The sequence below is a fragment of the Ostreiculturibacter nitratireducens genome (assembly GCF_032670585.1).
GTDB classification, from domain to species: Bacteria; Pseudomonadota; Alphaproteobacteria; order Rhodobacterales; family Rhodobacteraceae; genus Ostreiculturibacter; species Ostreiculturibacter nitratireducens.
The window spans coordinates 1049890-1067646 of sequence record NZ_JAVQHL010000001.1; the positions used below are offsets into that span (position 1 = coordinate 1049890).

At 65.0% G+C, this 17757-nt stretch carries 15 protein-coding genes; 11 read left to right on the forward strand and 4 right to left on the reverse strand.

Annotation, left to right across the window (positions count from 1 at the left end; all coding sequences use genetic code 11):
• Positions 1-78: 78 nt before the first annotated feature.
• Complete coding sequence (gene dnaG, locus ABCN56_RS05040; RefSeq protein ID WP_343079665.1) at positions 79-2034, reverse strand: DNA primase; 1956 nt, start codon at positions 2032-2034, stop codon at positions 79-81.
• Positions 2035-2213: 179 nt separating this feature from the next.
• Here dnaG and ABCN56_RS05045 point away from each other — a divergent pair, with 179 nt between their 5' ends.
• Together ABCN56_RS05045 and ABCN56_RS05050 are read left to right on the forward strand one after the other, a co-directional pair.
• Entirely contained in the window at positions 2214-3167 is a 954-nt protein-coding gene (locus ABCN56_RS05045; protein WP_343079666.1) for an NAD(P)-dependent oxidoreductase, read from the forward strand.
• Positions 3168-3222: 55 nt separating this feature from the next.
• The gene (locus tag ABCN56_RS05050) at positions 3223-3696 is read left to right on the forward strand and encodes a hypothetical protein (RefSeq protein WP_343079667.1); all 474 of its coding nucleotides are present in this window, start codon (positions 3223-3225) and stop codon (positions 3694-3696) included.
• A gap of 20 nt (positions 3697-3716) precedes the next feature.
• Here ABCN56_RS05050 and ABCN56_RS05055 read toward each other — a convergent pair whose 3' ends face one another.
• The 3 genes from ABCN56_RS05055 to ABCN56_RS05065 are packed head-to-tail and all read right to left on the reverse strand — an operon-like array spanning position 3717 to position 6597.
• Entirely contained in the window at positions 3717-4301 is a 585-nt protein-coding gene (locus ABCN56_RS05055) for a TadE/TadG family type IV pilus assembly protein (protein ID WP_343079668.1), read from the reverse strand.
• A 2-nt stretch (positions 4302-4303) separates the two neighbouring features.
• Positions 4304-4843, reverse strand: a complete 540-nt coding sequence (locus ABCN56_RS05060) for a TadE/TadG family type IV pilus assembly protein (RefSeq protein ID WP_343079669.1) — start codon at positions 4841-4843, stop codon at positions 4304-4306.
• Between the two features lie 8 nt (positions 4844-4851).
• Entirely contained in the window at positions 4852-6597 is a 1746-nt protein-coding gene (locus ABCN56_RS05065) for a TadE/TadG family type IV pilus assembly protein (protein WP_343079670.1), read from the reverse strand.
• Between the two features lie 355 nt (positions 6598-6952).
• Here ABCN56_RS05065 and ABCN56_RS05070 point away from each other — a divergent pair, with 355 nt between their 5' ends.
• The 9 genes from ABCN56_RS05070 (at position 6953) to ABCN56_RS05110 (ending at position 17694) form a co-directional block, all read left to right on the forward strand.
• A complete protein-coding gene (locus ABCN56_RS05070; RefSeq protein ID WP_343079671.1) occupies positions 6953-8383 on the forward strand; it encodes a Glu/Leu/Phe/Val family dehydrogenase in 1431 nt (476 codons plus the stop codon).
• Positions 8384-8598: 215 nt separating this feature from the next.
• Positions 8599-9006 (forward strand): TadE/TadG family type IV pilus assembly protein, encoded by a 408-nt coding sequence (locus ABCN56_RS05075; RefSeq protein ID WP_343079672.1) that lies wholly within the window; start codon positions 8599-8601, stop codon positions 9004-9006.
• A gap of 12 nt (positions 9007-9018) precedes the next feature.
• Positions 9019-10362 carry a TadE/TadG family type IV pilus assembly protein gene (locus tag ABCN56_RS05080; protein ID WP_343079673.1) on the forward strand — a complete coding sequence of 448 codons (1344 nt, stop codon included), beginning with the start codon at positions 9019-9021 and terminating at the stop codon, positions 10360-10362.
• A gap of 240 nt (positions 10363-10602) precedes the next feature.
• On the forward strand, positions 10603-11013 hold the full coding sequence (locus tag ABCN56_RS05085) for a TadE/TadG family type IV pilus assembly protein (RefSeq protein ID WP_343079674.1): 411 nt from the start codon (positions 10603-10605) through the stop codon (positions 11011-11013).
• A gap of 11 nt (positions 11014-11024) precedes the next feature.
• The gene (locus ABCN56_RS05090) at positions 11025-12380 is read left to right on the forward strand and encodes a TadG family pilus assembly protein (RefSeq protein ID WP_343079675.1); all 1356 of its coding nucleotides are present in this window, start codon (positions 11025-11027) and stop codon (positions 12378-12380) included.
• Positions 12381-12689: 309 nt separating this feature from the next.
• On the forward strand, positions 12690-13940 hold the full coding sequence (locus tag ABCN56_RS05095; protein WP_343079676.1) for a sarcosine oxidase subunit beta family protein: 1251 nt from the start codon (positions 12690-12692) through the stop codon (positions 13938-13940).
• A gap of 10 nt (positions 13941-13950) precedes the next feature.
• Complete coding sequence (locus ABCN56_RS05100; RefSeq protein ID WP_343079677.1) at positions 13951-14220, forward strand: sarcosine oxidase subunit delta; 270 nt, start codon at positions 13951-13953, stop codon at positions 14218-14220.
• On the forward strand, positions 14217-17150 hold the full coding sequence (locus ABCN56_RS05105; RefSeq protein WP_343079678.1) for a sarcosine oxidase subunit alpha family protein: 2934 nt from the start codon (positions 14217-14219) through the stop codon (positions 17148-17150). Before ABCN56_RS05100 ends, ABCN56_RS05105 begins: the two co-directional genes overlap by 4 nt.
• Positions 17143-17694, forward strand: coding sequence for a sarcosine oxidase subunit gamma (locus tag ABCN56_RS05110; RefSeq protein ID WP_343079679.1), 552 nt, complete (start codon positions 17143-17145; stop codon positions 17692-17694). The genes ABCN56_RS05105 and ABCN56_RS05110 overlap by 8 nt, the downstream gene beginning before the upstream one ends.
• Positions 17695-17757 lie beyond the last annotated feature (63 nt).

Here is a 17757-nt window from a genome sequence, read left to right on the forward strand (position 1 = left end):
ACGGCGAATCGCCATGGGCGAATCGGGTCCTAGGGTTGTAGCGAATCGACGGTGCGAATCACAGGGGGCGGGTCGGGGTCAGCCTTTCTTCTTTACCCAAACCTCACTGTCTATGAGGCTCTGCAGATGCTGCGACAGAGCCGCACGGTCCTCTCCCAGATCTTGCGCGTCGTCGAGTTTCGAGCGTTCCGCGCGATGCCGGGCCTCCGCCGCCTGGGACAGGCGCCAGGTCAGCCCCTCGTCCGCAAGACCCGCCAGGTCCTCCACCGCGTCCTCGATCTCGGCCCTTGCCCCGCGCCGCGCGTCGAGCTTCGCAAGTTCTTCCGCAAGACACAGGCGGGCGAGGCTCAGATCGTCGCGGTTGCGGACGGGTGGGGCAATTGCGACGTGGGCCAGCGCGTAGAGCTTTTCAAGGGCATCGCCCGCTTCCGAAAGGAGTTTTTCACGGATTCCGCTCGCTTCGTTATGGGCATGGCGCAGAAGGACGTTGCGCAAGCGTTCATGCTGCGGCGCCGTCAGCTCGAGAATCTCGATCTGGCTTTCGAATTCCGCGACGAGCGAGGGATGCGTGAAGAGGATCGCGAGGATCATCGCCTCGCGCAGCTGGTCCTCCACTTCGGGGCCCGGTGCCGAAGCCAGAAGCGAGGACTTGGTCGACGGCAAGGGGGCCATGGGCACGGGAACGAAACGCCCCCTGCCCCGCCCCGCACCCGGCACCCGTGGCCCCGGCTGCCGCTGCGCCGGAGCGCCCATGCCGAAGAGTTCCCGGCGCAGACGCTTGATCTCCTCGCCGTAGTGGCTGTGGATCGAAGGATCCGCGATTCGGGAAATCGCCGCCCGCAACGACTTGTCGAGCGCGGCCCGGCGTTCGGGGCTGTCGAATATCTTGCCCTCGGTTTCGCGCTGCCACAGAAGCGTGACCATCGGCTGCGCGCCGTCCAGCACCTTCCGCATGGCTTCGGGGCCACTCGCGCGGATCAGGTCGTCGGGGTCCTTGCCTTCCGGGAGGATTGCGAAGCGCAGTCCGTTCCCCGCCTCGAGCATCGGAAGCGCGAGGTCCATGACCCGCATCGCGGCGTTGATCCCGGCGCGGTCCCCGTCGAGCGCGATGATCGGTTCCGGATGGATGCGCCAGAGAAGCCGGAGCTGGTCCTCGGTGATCGCGGTGCCGAGTGGCGCAACGGTCGCTTCGAAACCAGCCTCCACCAGCGCGATGACATCCATGTAGCCTTCGGCGACGACCAGCGGCTGACCCTTGCCCGCCGCCTCGCGAGCGGGCCCGTGGTTGTAAAGGCTGCGGCCCTTGTCGAAGAGTTCGGTCTCGGGGGAGTTGAGGTATTTCGCCCGCGCGTCTGCCGCCATCGCCCGCCCGCCAAGTGCGATGCAGCGCCCGCGCGCGTCGCGGATCGGGAAGATGATGCGGTCGCGGAACCGGTCATAGGGCGCACCGCCGTCGTCCGGTTTGGCGCAGAGGCCCGCGGCGATGATGAGGTCGGGCGCGACGCCCTTGGAGACAAGCGCGTTGTAGACGCCCTGACGGGCGTCCGGAGCATAGCCGATCTCGAACCGCTCCAACGTCTCGGCGGAGAGCTTTCTGCGCTTGAGGTAATCGCGCGCGGCGGAGCCGGCCGCGGTGTTCAGGCTCATCCGGAAATGGCGGACCGCAGCCTCCATCACTTCGGCGAGCTGTGACCTGCGGTCGGCCCTGGCGGCGGCCTGCGGGTCGCGGGCAGGCATCTGCATCCCGGCCTCGCGCGCGAGGATCTCCACCGCTTCCATGAAGCCCACGTTCTCCGTCTCGCGGACGAAGCTGACGGCGTCACCCTTCGCGTGGCAACCGAAGCAGTAGTAATAGCCCTTGCGGTCATCGACGTGGAAGGAGGCTGACTTTTCCTGGTGGAAGGGGCACGGCGCCCACATGTCGCCCTTGCCCTGGTTCGACTTCCGCATGTCCCAGATAACCTTGCGGCCCACGACCTGCGCAAGCGAGGTGCGGGTTCTGAGTTCGTCGAGAAATCCGGGGGGCAGACTCATGCGCGACAATATCGGTCCGCTCCGGCTCCAAGTCCAGCGGTCCGAGGCAGATGCCTCGCCCTGTCCGCGGCGATCGGCCTGTCGTGCCGAGCCGGCTTTGCCGCCCGCCTGTCGCGGATAGGACAGAATCGGACCGCGACGGATCACAGGATCGGCGGCAGAAACACGGAGGAACTGTCATGAAGGTCGGATTCATCGGTCTTGGAAATGTCGGCGGCAAGCTCGCCGGAAGCCTATTGCGGAACGGGATCGACCTGATGATCCATGACCTGGATCAGGACCGGGTCGCCGCTTTCGTGGCGCGGGGCGCGAAGGCGGGCGGAAGCCCCCGGGCGATGATGGATTCTTGCGAAACGGTCATCACATGCCTGCCCTCGCCCGCTGCCTCGGCGGCCGTCGTCGAGGGGTCGGACGGGATTCTGGAGGCGATGGGACCCGGGAAGTGCTGGCTCGAAATGTCCACGACCGACGCGGACGAGGTGACGCGGCTCGCCGCCAAGGTCGCGGCCAAGGGCGGACGGGCGGCCGACGTTCCGGTGTCCGGCGGCTGCCACAGGGCCGCGACCGGCAACATCTCGATCTTCGCGGGCTGCGACCGGGAGACGTTCGACGCGGTCCTGCCCATTCTCACGATCCTCGGGCGGCGGGTGCTGCACACCGGGCCGCTGGGCTCGGCCAGCATTCTCAAGGTCATGACGAACTACCTCGCCACCGCGAACCTTCTGACGCTCTGCGAGGCCCTCGTCACGATGAAGGCCGCCGGCATGGACATGGCGACGACCTACGAGGCGATAAAGATCTCCTCCGGCACGTCCTTCGTGCACGAAACCGAAAGCCAGCTGATCCTGTCCGGCTCACGCGACGTGAACTTCACGATGGACCTCGTGCAGAAGGACATCGGTCTTTTCCAGAAGATCGCGGAGGACCACGGCGTGCCGCTGGAGCTTTCGCCCATGCTGATCGAGATCTTCCGCGACGGGCAGAAGCGCTACGGCATGCAGGCGCAGTCCGACCGGATCATCGAACGGCTGGAAGAGGCGACCGGGCTGGAAATCCTCGCGCCGGGTTTCCCGACGGAACTGATCGACGACGAACCCGAGGAACGCGGCTACGAAGTGCGCCCGCCGCGCTGAGCCCTTCCCTGCGCGCGGCCGGCCCTGTATGGCTCGCCCGGAAACGGAGGGACAGATGTCGGAAATGGTTCTCGCCAGTATCAGCGCACCGGCGCCGAGGCGCGCCGTGGCCATCGTGATGGTCGCGGCGCTTGGCATCCTTCTGATTGCGCTCGGCGTGTTCAGGGGGCCGGAATCGGTCCTCGGGCGCGTCGCGCTCGTCATCGTTGGCGGCATCGCGCTCGCCCTCGCCGACATGATGCGCAAGGCCACGGCACTCAGGCTGGAACTGACCGCGACGGAACTCACCGACACGTCGGGCCGGGTCCTAGCGCGGGTCGAGGACATCGTCTCCGTCGATCGTGGCGCCTTCGCCTTCAAGCCGTCGAACGGCTTCCTGCTGAAGCTGCGCCAGCCCGCCGGCCGCGTCTGGGCGCCGGGCCTCTACTGGCGGCTGGGCCGCCGGATCGGCGTGGGTGGCGTGATCTCGAAGACCGAGGGGCGCAACATGGCCGACACGATCAGCGCCCTGATCTCGGACCGGCGCTGAACGCGCGGCCCCGGCCCGGTCTAGCCGGACATGTTTCCTGACCGGTCGCCCCAGAGTACCGCCGGCACGAACCGCGGGCGCATCACGACGAACTGGTCGAAATCGAGGTAACTGACCCCGACCTCGAAGATCGGTGCCAGAGAGGAATGCGTCTCGACGATCACGACCGTGTCGTTGGGGGCCATCGCGGGGATCCGGTTCGCGACCTGCTTGATCGACCCGTTGTTATAGGTGTCCTGGGAACGGGTCGCATAGGACCATTCGACGTTGTGAACCTTGTCGTTGTCGTTCCACCTGACGGAAGTGACGCGGACCCATGTCTGTTCGTCGGAATTCGTCAGGTAATCGAAGACGGTGCCCATCCCATCGATGTAGTTGGCATCCACCGGCAGCGTTTCCCGCGTGATCATGTCGGTGATCGTGAAGGCGGCCTTTTCGTTTACGGTCCGCTCCCGGAACGCCTCGAAGAACTGGAATGCAGCGACATACCACCAGACGAGCAGCGGCAGGATGAGCACCGCCTCGACCGACATCGACCCCTCTGTCCTCGCGCGGAAGAGGCGGAAGCGGAAGGACAGGCTGCGGAAAAGCTTTGCTGTGCGCATGATCAGCCCCTCGGTTCGTTCACGAAGGCCGAGGTCGAGGTCAAAGCGTACATGCCCGCCGCGTCCTTCGGCAATTCCAGGCCAAGCCCGGTCATGGGGAAAAGTGGTTCGACCTTGATGCAGGCGCGCACCGTGACGAGGTCGTTCTGGAGCCCCGGCTGGAACGTCGTGACCGGCTGAACCTCGAGCGACCGGTCAGTGCATTGCGTCGCCCCCGTGGGCATCGTCCAGCTGGTCGTCCGGACCTCGGTGAGTTCAAGGAGCAGGTCGGTCCTGCAGTCGGGGACCAGCATGATGCGGTTGCAGACAGCAACTTTCAGATCGTCATGCGACGGGTCCTGCAACACGCCGATCCTGAGGTCGCGTATCGTGAGGTCAAGCGCGCGTTCCAGCATCGACTGCTGGAGCTGCATGAGCCCCGCTTCGATCGATGAGCCGACGAGCGTGATGAAGAACGGGAACCAGATCAGGAATTCGATCGTGGTCGCCCCATCCTCCGAGCGGCGGGCGCGGCGCAAGTAGCGCCGAACAAGACGAGACATGAGCCGGGTCATTGGGTCAACCTCAGTTCGCTGGCGGCCGCGGCGATCTCTTCGAAGGCTTCCTTCAACTCCTCGGCCGTCTTGGGTTCGAAATACATCGCCGGAACGGAGGCGCACTTCTGTAGCGGGCTCCAGTTGGACCGCGGCTCGGTCGCCATGTCGGCGCCGCTGAGGCCGAGCGCGATCGTCCAGACGAAGACGCCGGCGTTCTTCGCCGCGGCGCAGATGCTGTCGAGCTGGACGTCCTTTTGCGCGGTGCCGAATTCGGTAATCGCGGCGCCGGTGAGGTCGTTCCCCCCCATCGCGGCGCGGTACATCCTGCTGAAGTAGTACTCGACCGTGTGATTGGCGTAGACGTCCGCGTAGGTCGCCTCCCGGTAGGATCCTCCTATGTCCGCGATGCTGCGCCAATCCAGCGACGTGCGGGACGACGATTCCCCGTAGAAGTCGTTCGAGCCATCCCGTTCGGGCCTGTAGATATAAATCTTGCCGTTCTTTCCGACGACGGTGTTCGGCGCAGGCCCGGACCTGTAGGGCGGGTTGACCGCGAAAGTGTTCGTGTTCTCGCCATCCGTCATCAGCACCAGGAGCTTGCGCCCCATGCGGGAGCGGAAGGCCTCCGGCCGAGTGGCGAGCGCGGCGGGAACGACTCCCTTGGACACGAGGCTTGAGGTAACAGGCTGAAGTGTGGGATCGAGGAATGCAGCCCCCCACTTCGCGCCAATATCGATCGAGGTGTAGGCCGTGTCGCTCCCCCCTAAGCCCGTGGCCGGAAGCGCCATGACACGCTTCGTCAGGTAGTCGGGATCATTTGACAGGGGCACCACGTAGCGCGACGCGTCGGTCGAGCATTCGCGGTAAGACGGCGTTCGTCCGCTGTTGCGCGCGTCCGCGTTCAGCGTGCGCCGCAGCGGGTCATTCGGCGCTATGCCCGTGTAGGCGTAGTCGATTTCCTTGAAGTCCGCGCACCAGGATTCGTTGTGCTCGTTCGAGAAGCTGAATTCGGGCCCCAGGACCGGGCCGAGGTTCACCTGCTGGGCGTAAGGAACCAGGCTGACCGAAATCTGTTCGGGCCCGACCGTCGGCTTCAGATGATCTATCAGTTGCGAGGGCTGGGACGGATCGGTGACCTTTTCCCATTCCGCGCGGAAGACGGTCTTCACGAAAAGAGCCGCGGCCTCGCGCAGCGCCTCGATCCGCGTGTCGCCGGCTGTGGAATTGGTAGCGCAGGTCCTTGAGCCGTCGAGGCACCAGGTCATCGACGTTGAGACGTCCACGACGAGCGAGATTTCGACGTTCCCGTTGCCCTCCTGCGCTGTTCCGCCCGCGGGTGCATAGAGGACCGGAATGTCGACGAGATGCAGAAGGAATGTATCCATCCGCGTCGCCGCATCCGCCGTGACGGTCTTCATCCCGCCCGAGTGGGTCCCGACGGCATTGACCTCCGAGCCGTCGAAGCCGGCCCTGTCGAAATAGTCGCGGACCACAGCCTCGGAATCGAGTTGCTGATCGATATCGGCCGCCGCCAGAAGCGCGCGGTCCATCGTGTTCTGCAGGATCGCGCGCTCGGATTCATAGCGCATCATGTCGAGCGCGAAGCCCGCAACGAACAGCATGGTGACGAAGCAGAAGAGACCGAAGACGATGAGCGACCCGTCCTCCTCGCGCCGGAAGCGGTTAAGCGTCTCTCTCAGTCTGACAGGTGTGCCCCGCAAAGCGCGGGATGTGCGGGTCGCCTCGACGAACCGTTCCATGGTTTTACCCCTCTGCGCCCAGTCACGGGCGCCCACTCGTAAACAGACACTTGCATCGGTAATTGGGGCCAATTCATTGGGCGAAATTGAGGCAGCGACACGCTTCTCGCCCGCAAAACCGGGTTGATTCGCACCTATTGAACGGCGAATTCGCCCGATTGTCCGCGCAACACGAAGAATACCGCCGGCACCCGGCGATTGTTTCCAGGTCACCGAAATCCAGTCGACTCGGCGGAACATCGCGGCGGGGCGATTCGCCCCAGGGTTTGAGGGGTGCGCTTCAGGAAAAACCGATCTAGGCTCCGCATGAAGCCCGGCCGTTGCGGGCGGCGCCGGTGCCTTTGGGGAGGAAAGGATGGCCGTTCCGGGAGACCCGACATTCCGGGAATCTGTCGACCTCATGTTCAAGCGCGCGGTGGCGGTGATGGACCTGCCTCCGGGCCTCGGCGAGAAGATCAGGGTCTGCAATTCCACCTACACGGTTCGCTTCGGCGTACGGCTTCGCGGCCAGATCCAGACCTTCACCGGCTACCGCTCCGTCCATTCGGAACACATGGAGCCGGTCAAGGGCGGCATCCGTTACGCCACCAGCGTTACGCAGGACGAGGTCGAGGCGCTGGCCGCGCTCATGACCTACAAATGCGCGCTGGTGGAGGCGCCCTTCGGTGGCGCGAAGGGCGGGCTCTGCCTCGATCCTCGTGAATATGACGAGCACGAACTGGAACAGATCACGCGGCGTTTCGCCTATGAACTTATCAAGCGCGACCTCATCAACCCATCGCAGAACGTCCCCGCCCCCGACATGGGCACCGGCGAACGCGAGATGGCCTGGATCGCGGACCAATACGCGCGGGTGAACACGACCGACATCAACGCGCATGCCTGCGTGACCGGGAAGCCACTGAACGCGGGCGGCATTCTTGGCCGGCTGGAGGCGACAGGGCGCGGGGTTCAATACGCCCTGCGCGAGTTCTTCCGCCACCCGGAAGACATCGCGGCGGCGGGACTGACAGGCGGGCTCGAAGGAAAGCGCATCGTTGTGCAGGGCCTTGGCAAGGTGGGCTATTACGCTGCGAAGTTCCTGTCGCTCGAGGACGGCGCGAAGATCGTGGGCATCATCGAGCATGACGGCGGCGTGTGGAATTCCGAGGGGCTGGACGTGCAGGCCGTGCATGATTGGATGCGGCTCAACGGCGGGGTGCAGGGCTGCCCGGAGGGAACTTACGACGCGGACGGAGCCAAGCTTCTGGAAGCCGAATGCGACATACTTCTTCCTGCCGCCATGGAGGGGGTCATCACGCTTTCCAACGCGGCACGGATCAAGGCGCCGCTGATCATCGAGGGCGCGAACGGGCCCGTGACCGCCGAAGCGGACGACATCCTGCGCAAGAAGGGCGTCGTCATCATCCCCGACCTCTACGCGAATGCCGGCGGCGTGACGGTCAGTTATTTCGAATGGGTCAAGAACCTGTCGCACATTCCCTTCGGCCGGATGCAGCGCCGCCAGGAAGAGTCGCGGCACAGGCTGCTCGTCGACGAGTTGGAGAGGCTTTCTGCCGACGAGGGACTTGGCTGGACCCTCTCGCCCGGCTTCAAGGAACAATACCTGAGAGGCGCGGGGGAACTGGAACTCGTGCGGTCGGGCCTCGATGACGCGATGCGCGCCGCCTACCAGTCCATGCGCGAAACCTGGCATGGCCGCAAGGACGTGACCGATCTAAGGATGGCGGCCTATGTCGTCGCGATCGATCGCGTCGCCAAAAGCTACAAGGCCAAGGGCCTCTGACGCTCTTGCAGCCCACCTGACGGCGCGGCAGAGCAGACCAGCCTGAAGTGGATACTGTTTTCATCCTGAGGACACAGCGTCCCGGCTTCGGGAACATTCCCCTTTCCAGACACCGCATTGCCACATTTGCGCTGGATTCGTGGCGTTAACTGTCTGCTCAGAGTTGCAGTAAACGGTACTGGTGTTTTCCGAAAAACATTTCGGGGGTAACGGTCATGAAAAAGTGGCTGGCTATCACACATTTGCGCCGTTTTCGGAAAGATGAGAATGGTTCGGCAACCGTCGAGGCGATCCTCTGGCTGCCACTGTTCTTCCTGATTCTCGCGCTCGCGGTCGACGCTTCCATGCTGTTTTACGCGCACAACCGCGTGACGAAGGTCATGCAGGACGTGAACCGCTCCCTTTCTGTCAATCGGATCCAGAGTACGACCGCGGCTCAGTCGCGCATTCTCGCGCTTCTTGCCGACTACCCCAATGCGACGGCGGCCACGGTCGTCGACACGAACGGCATCATCAATTCGCGCGTGACGGTGCCCGCGGGGGACGTCCTCGTGCTGGATTTCGTCCCGTTGCTGCGGTCGGTCTCGATCAACGTTCAGGCCCAGCATTACCTGGAGCAATAGGAGTACGCGGCCATGCTTAAGCGTCATCGCCAGGCAGAGGACGGCGGCATCACTGTCCTTGCTCTCTTCATCTTCATCACGGTCTGCGCTCTTCTCGGCATCGCGCTGGACGTTGCCAACGCATACAGGCTGCGCACCAGGCTCCAGCTGGCCTCCGACGCCGGCGGCCATGCGGCTCTCTACGAACGCGCCGACAAGCTGGCGAGCGCGACCATGGCAAAGCAGGCCGGCGTCAATGTCGCGGCCAGCAACCTTGGTGAGAATGCGCTGAACTCGGTGGTTCGCGTCGAAGACGTCGTGTTCGGGGACTGGAACCCCGCCACGCGCACCTTCACGCCGCGCGCGGATTCCAAGGCTGCGGTGCGCGTCACCGCGACGCGGTCCGACTCGCGCCGCAATCCGGTGTCGACGATGCTTCTGAACTTCGTCGGACTCGATTACTGGAACATCTCGACCCACACCGTCCTTGAAACCTACAAGCCCGGCTGCCTGCACGAGGGTTTCATCTCGGAAGGCATCCTGGACATCCAGGGCAACAATACCTTCGGCCCGCTCTTCTGCCTGCATTCCAACACCTGGGTGTCGATCAACAGCAACAACATCTTCAAGCCGACCTCGATCGTGTCGATGCCGAATCTCGACCAGCTCGACATCCCGGATTCCGGCTTCGAATCCAACGACGGTCTGCTCGAAGCGCTGCGCGAGGGCACCTACAACATCCGGATCCTCTCCCGGATCATGCCGATCCTCAACGGCATCACGTCGAACACACGCTACGTGCCGCCCTACATTCAGAACACGAGCATCCAGAGGATCGACGGCGGCAACCTCAGCGTCACGAACTTCACGGCCGGCGGCATCTACAATCTCTCCTGTCAGCGTGTTAACGGGCAAAGCAAGCAGCAGCTGTCGAAAGTGAGCATCAGCGTCGACAACTCGCCGTCCAAACCCGACAGCATCCTCGACCAGGTCGTGGTGATCGCAAACTGCCCCGTCGAATTCGGCGCGGGCGTGGAACTGCACGACGTGGTGTTCATCAACACCAGCACCGACAGCCAATCCTTCTCGGCGCCGAGCGGCCTGCAGGTCGGCAAGAACGACAGTTGTGCCTCCGGCGGCGGCGCCCAGCTTCTGACCCTGGGCGGGATGGATTTCCCGGCGAACCTCGCGCTCTTTGGCGGACAGCTGATCGCGGTGGGCGACGTTTCGTTCGCCGCCCGCGCCGACGGGATCATGGGCGCCTCCATCATCTCCGGCGGCGAAATCAACGGCACGTCGAACGCGAACATGGGCCACTGCCCTCACACCGGAATGGAAGGCAATTTCGAGCTCGACTACTTCCGGATAGTCGAGTGACCTCCCCGCGTCCCGGAGGCAAGGACGCGTGAGCAGTAGGGGGCGCAGCCCGGGAGCCTCGACGGCTCCCGGGCGGGGCGCCACGTGTGGGCGCGACGTTTGGGCGCGCCACAAAATAAGGGCGACGCGTCTTGGATTCGTCCAAAAGTTGATCCATACTTTAGTGGATTTCGGTTTACCCACGCTGCGGCTGTGTCCCAAGGCGACACTTCTGCTTGCGGGCTGTCCGAGGGAGATGTGATGATTATAATAGGTTGTGTTACCCGGTTGTTCCGGAAATTTCGCCGCGATACGCGCGGGTCGGCCACGGTCGAAGCCGTGCTGTGGCTGCCGATGTTCTTTTTTGTCCTGTCGCTGGCGGTCGACGCCTCGATGCTTTTCTACGCGCATAACCAGGTGATGAAGATCATTCAGGACGTGAACCGATCGGTTTCGGTCGGACGGCTCCCTATCGGCCAGGCTGAAACTGCGATCGAATCGCGCCTCGGCCAGTATCCCAATGCACAAGCGACACCTGGCTATGATCCTCTGACGGGGATCATCAACACGACCGTCACCGTGCCCGCCAGGGACATTCTCATTCTCGATTTCGTGCCGCTTCTGAGGAACATCACCATCAGCGTGCGGTCACAACAGTACATGGAGCAATAGGAGGTATCGCCATGTTTCGGCGGATGTACCGAGAGGAGGACGGGGCCATCACCGTCCTCGCTTTGTTTCTTTTCGTAGCCACCTGCGCGCTCCTCGGCATCGCGCTCGACGTGGCCAATGCTTACAGGACGCGCACCAAGCTCCAGGTAGCGGCTGACACCGGCGGGCATGCGGCGCTTTACATGCGGGCGGGCAGATACTTCAGCGAGGACGATGCCAAGCAGGTCGGCGTCACGATCGCCGCCGAAAACCTGGATCTCGACCCGTTGAACACCACGATCGGCGTCGATGACATCGAGTTCGGCGACTGGAACCGGCAGACGCGGACCTTCACGCCGCGCCCCGGTTCCTACAATGCGGTCCGCGTGATCGCGACCAAGTCGCGCGACCGCAGAAACCAGCTGGACACGTTCCTCTTGGGGTTTGCGGGACTGCGGTACTGGAACATCTCGACCCACGCGGTCGTGGAAACCTTCCGACCCGGCTGTCTCAGGGAAGGCATGGTCGCCGAAGGCGTCCTCGACATCCAGAGCAACAACGGCTTCGCGGCAAACTTCTGCCTGCATTCCAACACCTACATCTCGATCAACCAGAACAACTTCTTCGAGCCGGGCTCGATCGTTTCGATGCCCAATCTCGACCTGCTCGATATCGCCGCGTCCGGCTTCGAGCGGAACGAGGGCCTGGAAGAAGCGCTGATGACGGATTTCTACGACATCCACGTCCCCGGCCGGATCGACTTCTTCGAGCAACAGATCCTGGCCGGCAACACGGAGTTCCTTCCGGACTACATCGACGGCCTGACGGTGACGGAGCTTGACGGCGACACGTTCACGGCGTCCGATTTCGTGCCGGGCAGCATGTACCGCTTCACCTGCGAAAAGACCGTGACCAAGGGCAAGACGACCGAGACGGTGGCGGTCGACAGGCTGACGCTCCGGACGGGCGAAAACGAAGACGGCACCGTGGCCAATATCAGCGAAGTGGTGCTCTTCGCTGACTGCCCCGTGCAGTTCGAGCAGGGGCTGACGCTGATGGACACGGTCTTCTTCAACGACAGCACGGACCCCTATTCGTTCACCGCGCCACACGGCCTCAATGTCGGCGACGACGACGGCTGTTCGCCCGGAGGCGGCGCACAGCTTCTGACGCTGGGCGGCATGCGGTTCGCAGCCGAGCTCGGCCTGTTCGGTGGGCAGCTCATCGCGCAGGGAGACATCCAGTTCGCGGCCCGCGCCGGGGCGGTCGAGGGCGCCTCCATCGTTTCCGGCGGAGAGATCGACGGCACCTCCAACGCGACGATGGGCTACTGCTCCACGGGCATGGAGGACAATTTCGAGGTCGACTACTTCCGCATCGTGGAGTGACGATCCGAAGCCACCTCGGCCTGAAAGAAAGAACGCGCCCCGCGCCGAATGGTGGCGGGGCGTTTCGCTGACAGGGCCCCGAACTCACCTCTTCCATGCGGCATGCCCATCCGCGAGGTATCCCGGCTTTCTTCGCGTTCGGTCGAACTCCCGGCCCGCCGGACCGGCTTCCATCGCTTTCCGTCGACTTCCGGCCCAAGCGAGCATGGAAACGACCGGATCATGTCGCAGGCAGGAAGGGATTTGGTTCTGCGGCATTGAAAATGCCCCCGAAACCCGGTTCAGTCTGAGCCGTGGCAGGAGGTGTCGATGCGCTATTCGGGTCTGAGGGTCCTAACCGAAGGATTTCGCGGCAATACGGGCTGGAAGCCGGCCTGGCGGGACCCGGAGCCCAAGGCCGAATACGACGTCATCATCATCGGCGGTGGCGGGCACGGGCTTTCGACCGCCTACTATCTCGCCAAGAACCACGGGATCACCAATGTCGCCGTGCTTGAGAAGGGCTATCTCGGCGGTGGCAACGTTGGGCGCAACACGACGATCGTGCGCGCCAACTACTTCCTGCCGGGAAACCAGGAGTTCTATTCCCACTCGCTCAAGCTCTGGGAGGGGCTCGAGGCCGAACTCAACTACAACGTGATGCATTCGCAGCGCGGGCTCATCAACCTCTTCCATTCGGACGGGCAGCGCGACGCCTTCGCTCGTCGCGGCAACGCGATGATCAACCAGGGCGACGACGCGATCCTGCTCGACCGCGAAGGGGTTCGCCGCTACCTGCCCTATCTGGACTTCGACAACACGCGCTTCCCGGTCTACGGCGGGCTTCTGCACCCGCGGGGCGGCACGGCGCGGCATGACGCGGTCGCCTGGGGCTACGCGCGCGGCGCCGACCAGCGCGGCGTCGACCTGATCCAGAACTGCGAAGTTACCGGGATCGACATCCAGAACGGCCGCGTGATCGGGGTTCAGACCACCCGTGGCGCGATCCGGGCGAAGAAGGTCGGCATCGTCGTCGCCGGACGCTCCGGCCAGGTCGCGGCAATGGCCGGGATGCGCCTGCCGATCGAGTCCCACATCCTCCAGGCCTTCGTGACGGAGGGGCTGAAGCCCGTGATCGACCATGTCGTCTCGTTCGGGATGGGGCATTTCTACATCTCGCAGTCGGACAAGGGCGGCCTCGTCTTCGGGGGCGACCTGGATTTCTACGCCTCCTACGCCGCGCGGGGGAACCTGCCGATGGTCGAGCACGTGATGGAGGCGGGGATGACGCTCATGCCGATGATCGGCAAGGCGAAGGTCCTCAGAAGCTGGGGCGGCATCATGGACATGTCGCCGGACGGCTCGCCCATCATCGACAAGACCCATGTCGACGGGCTCTTCATCGACTGCGGCTGGAACTACGGCGGGTTCAAGGCGGTGCCCGCCTCGGGCTGGTGCATGGCGCACCTGATGGCGACGGGAGAGTCCCATGCCGTCGCCCGCCGCTTCCGCCTCGACCGTTTCGCGACCGGCCACCTCATCGACGAGGAAGGCACCGGCTCGCAGCACAACCTGCACTGAGGGAAAGAAAATGCGAATCCCCTGCCCCCTCTGCGGCCCCCGCGACCGGCGAGAGTTCTACTATTACGGCGCGGAGGACTTCGCGCAGCGCCCCGAGGCCGATGCCCCGCCCGAGGCCTGGGACGCGCATCTGCACCTGCGCGACAACCCGGCGGGACGGACGCGGGATCTCTGGTATCACGAACAGGGCTGCGCCGCCTGGCTGGTGGTCGAGCGTGACACGGTCACGCACGAGATCTTCGGGGCGGAACTCGTGGCCGAGCGGGGGGCGCGCAAATGAGGATCGAGGGCAAAGGGCTTCTGGACCCGCGCGCTACCGTGGGCTTCCGTTTCGACGGGCGCGAATTCGTCGGGCTGGAGGGCGATACGCTCGCCTCGGCGCTCCTGGCGAACGACGTGCGGCTGATGGGCCGCAGCTTCAAGTATCACCGCCCGCGTGGCGTGATGACGGCGGGATCGGAGGAGCCGAACGCGCTCGTCACGATCGGGCGCGGCGCAGCGCAGGTACCGAACGTGCGCGCGACCATGCAGGAGATCTACACTGGCCTTGACGCGCGCAGCCAGAACCGCTGGCCGTCGCTCGCCGTGGACGTACTTGGCGTGAACGATCTTTTCGCGCCGTTCCTCGGCGCGGGCTTCTACTACAAGACCTTCATGTGGCCGCGGGCCTTCTGGGAGAAGCTGTACGAGCCCCTGATCCGCCGCGCCGCGGGGCTTGGCGCGCTCTCGGCCGAAAGCAACGACGAGCACTATGAAAAGGCCTATGCCTTCTGCGACCTTCTCGTGATCGGCTCGGGCCCGGCGGGGCTCATGGCCGCGCTGACGGCGGGGCGCGCAGGCGCGGACGTCATCCTCGCCGAGGAGGACACGCGCATGGGTGGGCGGCTCCTGGCGGAGACCGAGTCGATCGACGGCGAGCCCGCGCACCTGTGGGTCGCCAAGACGCTATCAGAGCTTCAGGCAATGCCGAACGTCCGGCTGATGACGCGAACGGCCGTGACCGGCGCTTATGACGGTGGCACCTACGGGGCGCTGGAACGGGTGGGCCTACACCTCGCCAAGGCGGCGGCGGAGCTTCCGCGCGAGTGTTTCTGGCGGATCGTGGCCAAACGGGCGGTCCTGGCGTCCGGCGCGCTGGAACGGCCCATTGCCTTCCCGGCCAACGACCGGCCCGGGATCATGATGGCGGGCGCGGTGCGCGCCTATCTGAACCGCTGGGGCGTGGCACCCGGTCGCCGCGTCGCGGTCTTCTGCAACAACGACGACGCGCACAGGACCGCGCGTGATTTGCACGAGGCGGGCGTCGAGGTCGCCGCCCTGATCGACGTGCGCGCGGATGCCAGGGTCTCCGGCGAATTCCCGGTCTACACCGGTGCGCGGGTCGTGGAAACGAAGGGCCGCCAAGGTCTGAAGGAGATCACGGTCGCCGATGCGACGGGCACGCGCACGATCGTGGCCGATTGCCTTGCCGTTTCGGGCGGGTTCAACCCGACGCTGCACCTGACCTGCCACCTCGGCGCGCGGCCTGCTTGGAACGACGACATTTCGGCCTTCGTGCCGAAACCGGGCGCGGTGCCCGGCCTGCGGGCCTGCGGCGCCGCGAACGGTGTCTTCTCGACCCAGCGCGCGCTCGAGGACGGGGCGCGGGCGGCGGCGGAAGCGCTCGAAGCGCTCGGCGTGACGACGCCGAAGGCGGAGTTGCCGGCGGCAGACGACACGGCGTATCGTGTGCAGTCCTATTGGCAAGTGAAGGAGAAGGGCCGCGCCTGGCTCGACTTCGCGAACGACGTGACCTCGAAGGACGTCCGGCTCGCCGCGCAGGAGAACTTCGCCTCGGTCGAGCACATGAAGCGTTACACGACGCAGGGCATGGCGCCGGACCAGGGCAAGAATTCCAACGTCGGTGCGCTGGCGCTCTTGGCCGACGCGACGGGGCGCGGCATCCCCGAGACCGGAACGACGACGTTCCGCCCGCCCTACACGCCCGTCTCGATCGCCGCGATGGGTGCCGGCGGCCAGGGCACGGGCTTCGCGCCGCAACGCTTCACCACCTCGGACAAGGCCGCGCGGGAACGAGGCGCACCGATGATCGAGGCGGGGCTGTGGTACCGGCCCTCCTATTTCCCCAGGCCGGGAGAGATGGACTGGCAGGAGTCCTGCGACCGGGAGGTCAGGACGGTGCGCCATGCCGTGGGCGTCTGCGACGTCTCGACGCTCGGCAAGATCGACATCCAGGGAAAGGACGCCGGCCGCTTCCTCGACTTCGTCTACACGAACACCTTCTCCACCCTTCCTGTCGGGCGCGTGCGCTACGGGCTCATGCTGCGTGAGGACGGGCTCGTCATGGACGACGGCACCTCGGCGCGGCTTGCCGAGAACCACTTCCTCATGACGACCACGACCGCCGCGGCGGGCCAGGTCATGAAGCACCTCGAATTCGTCCACCAGGCGCATGTGCCGGACTGGGACGTACGCTTCATCTCGGTCACCGAGAACTGGGCGCAGTTCGCCGTCGCCGGCCCAAAGGCGCGCGAGCTTCTAAACACCGTTCTGCAAAGCCCGATCGACGACGAGAGTTTCCCTTTCATGGCCTGCGGCAAGGTACGGCTGATGGGGATCGACGCGCGGCTGTTCCGCATCTCTTTCTCGGGCGAAATGGGGTTCGAGATCGCGGTGCCCTCCCGCTACGGCGAAGCGCTATACCGCGACCTCGTCGCGCGGGCCGAGGCGATGGGCGGCTGCGCCTACGGGATGGAGGCGCTGAACGTCATGAGGATCGAGAAGGGCTTCATCACGCATGCCGAGATCCACGGCCGCGTAACGGCCTTCGACATCGGCCTTCAGGGCATGCTGAGCACGAAGAAGGACTTCATCGGCAAGGCGGCGAGCCAGCGCCCGGGCCTGTCGGGGCCCGAGCGCGAACAGCTCGTCGGCCTGCGCCCCGTCCAGGCGGGCAAGAAGCTGACGGCGGGGGCGCATCTCTTCACGCCGGGCGAGGACGTGACGGCGGTGAACGACCAGGGCTATGTCACCTCGGTCTGCCACGCGCCGACCTCGCATGGCTGGCTGGGGCTCGCGTTCCTCAAGAACGGGCGCGCAAGACGCGGCGAGATGGTGCGCTTCGTCGATCACCTCCGGGGCCACGACCTTCTGTGCGAGGTTATGGACCCGGTCTTCTACGACAAGGACGGAGGGCGCGCGCGTGGCTAGCCTGATCGAAAAGACCCCCTGCGAAGGGCTGCTGCCGGTCACGGCGCAAGGTTCCGCGTTGAGCGAGCTGCGCCCCGGCCCCATCACCTCGGTCGCGCCCTTCAACGGGCAGGAGCGCGCGGTATCCTCGACTCTGAAGGGGCTCGGCCTGTCATTCCCCGGACCGGGCAAGACGGCCTCGAAGGGCGGCGCCTCGGCCGTCTGGACCGGACGCGGTCAGGCATTCCTGATCGGAACCGAACCACCCGAGGGGCTTGCGGAGATCGCGGCGCTGACCGACCAGTCCGACGGCTGGGCGGCGATGCGGCTCGAGGGAGAGAAGGCGGAAGCGGTTCTGGCGCGGCTCGCCCCGCTGGACCTCCGGATGGCGGAGTTCGGGAAGGGCGCGGTGGCGCGGGCCGCCCTTGGCCATATCCCGATGATCCTGATCCGGTCCGGCGCCTCTTCCTTCGACATCTACGTCTTCCGCTCCATGGCCGCCTCCGCGGTGCATGAGCTTCACGTCGTGATGAAGGCGGTAGCGGCGCGCGGGAAAGGCATCTGACGGCGACTTCTGTGCGCTGATGCACGAAGGGGGTGAGCGTGGCGCAAATTGGAAGCCGCCCTG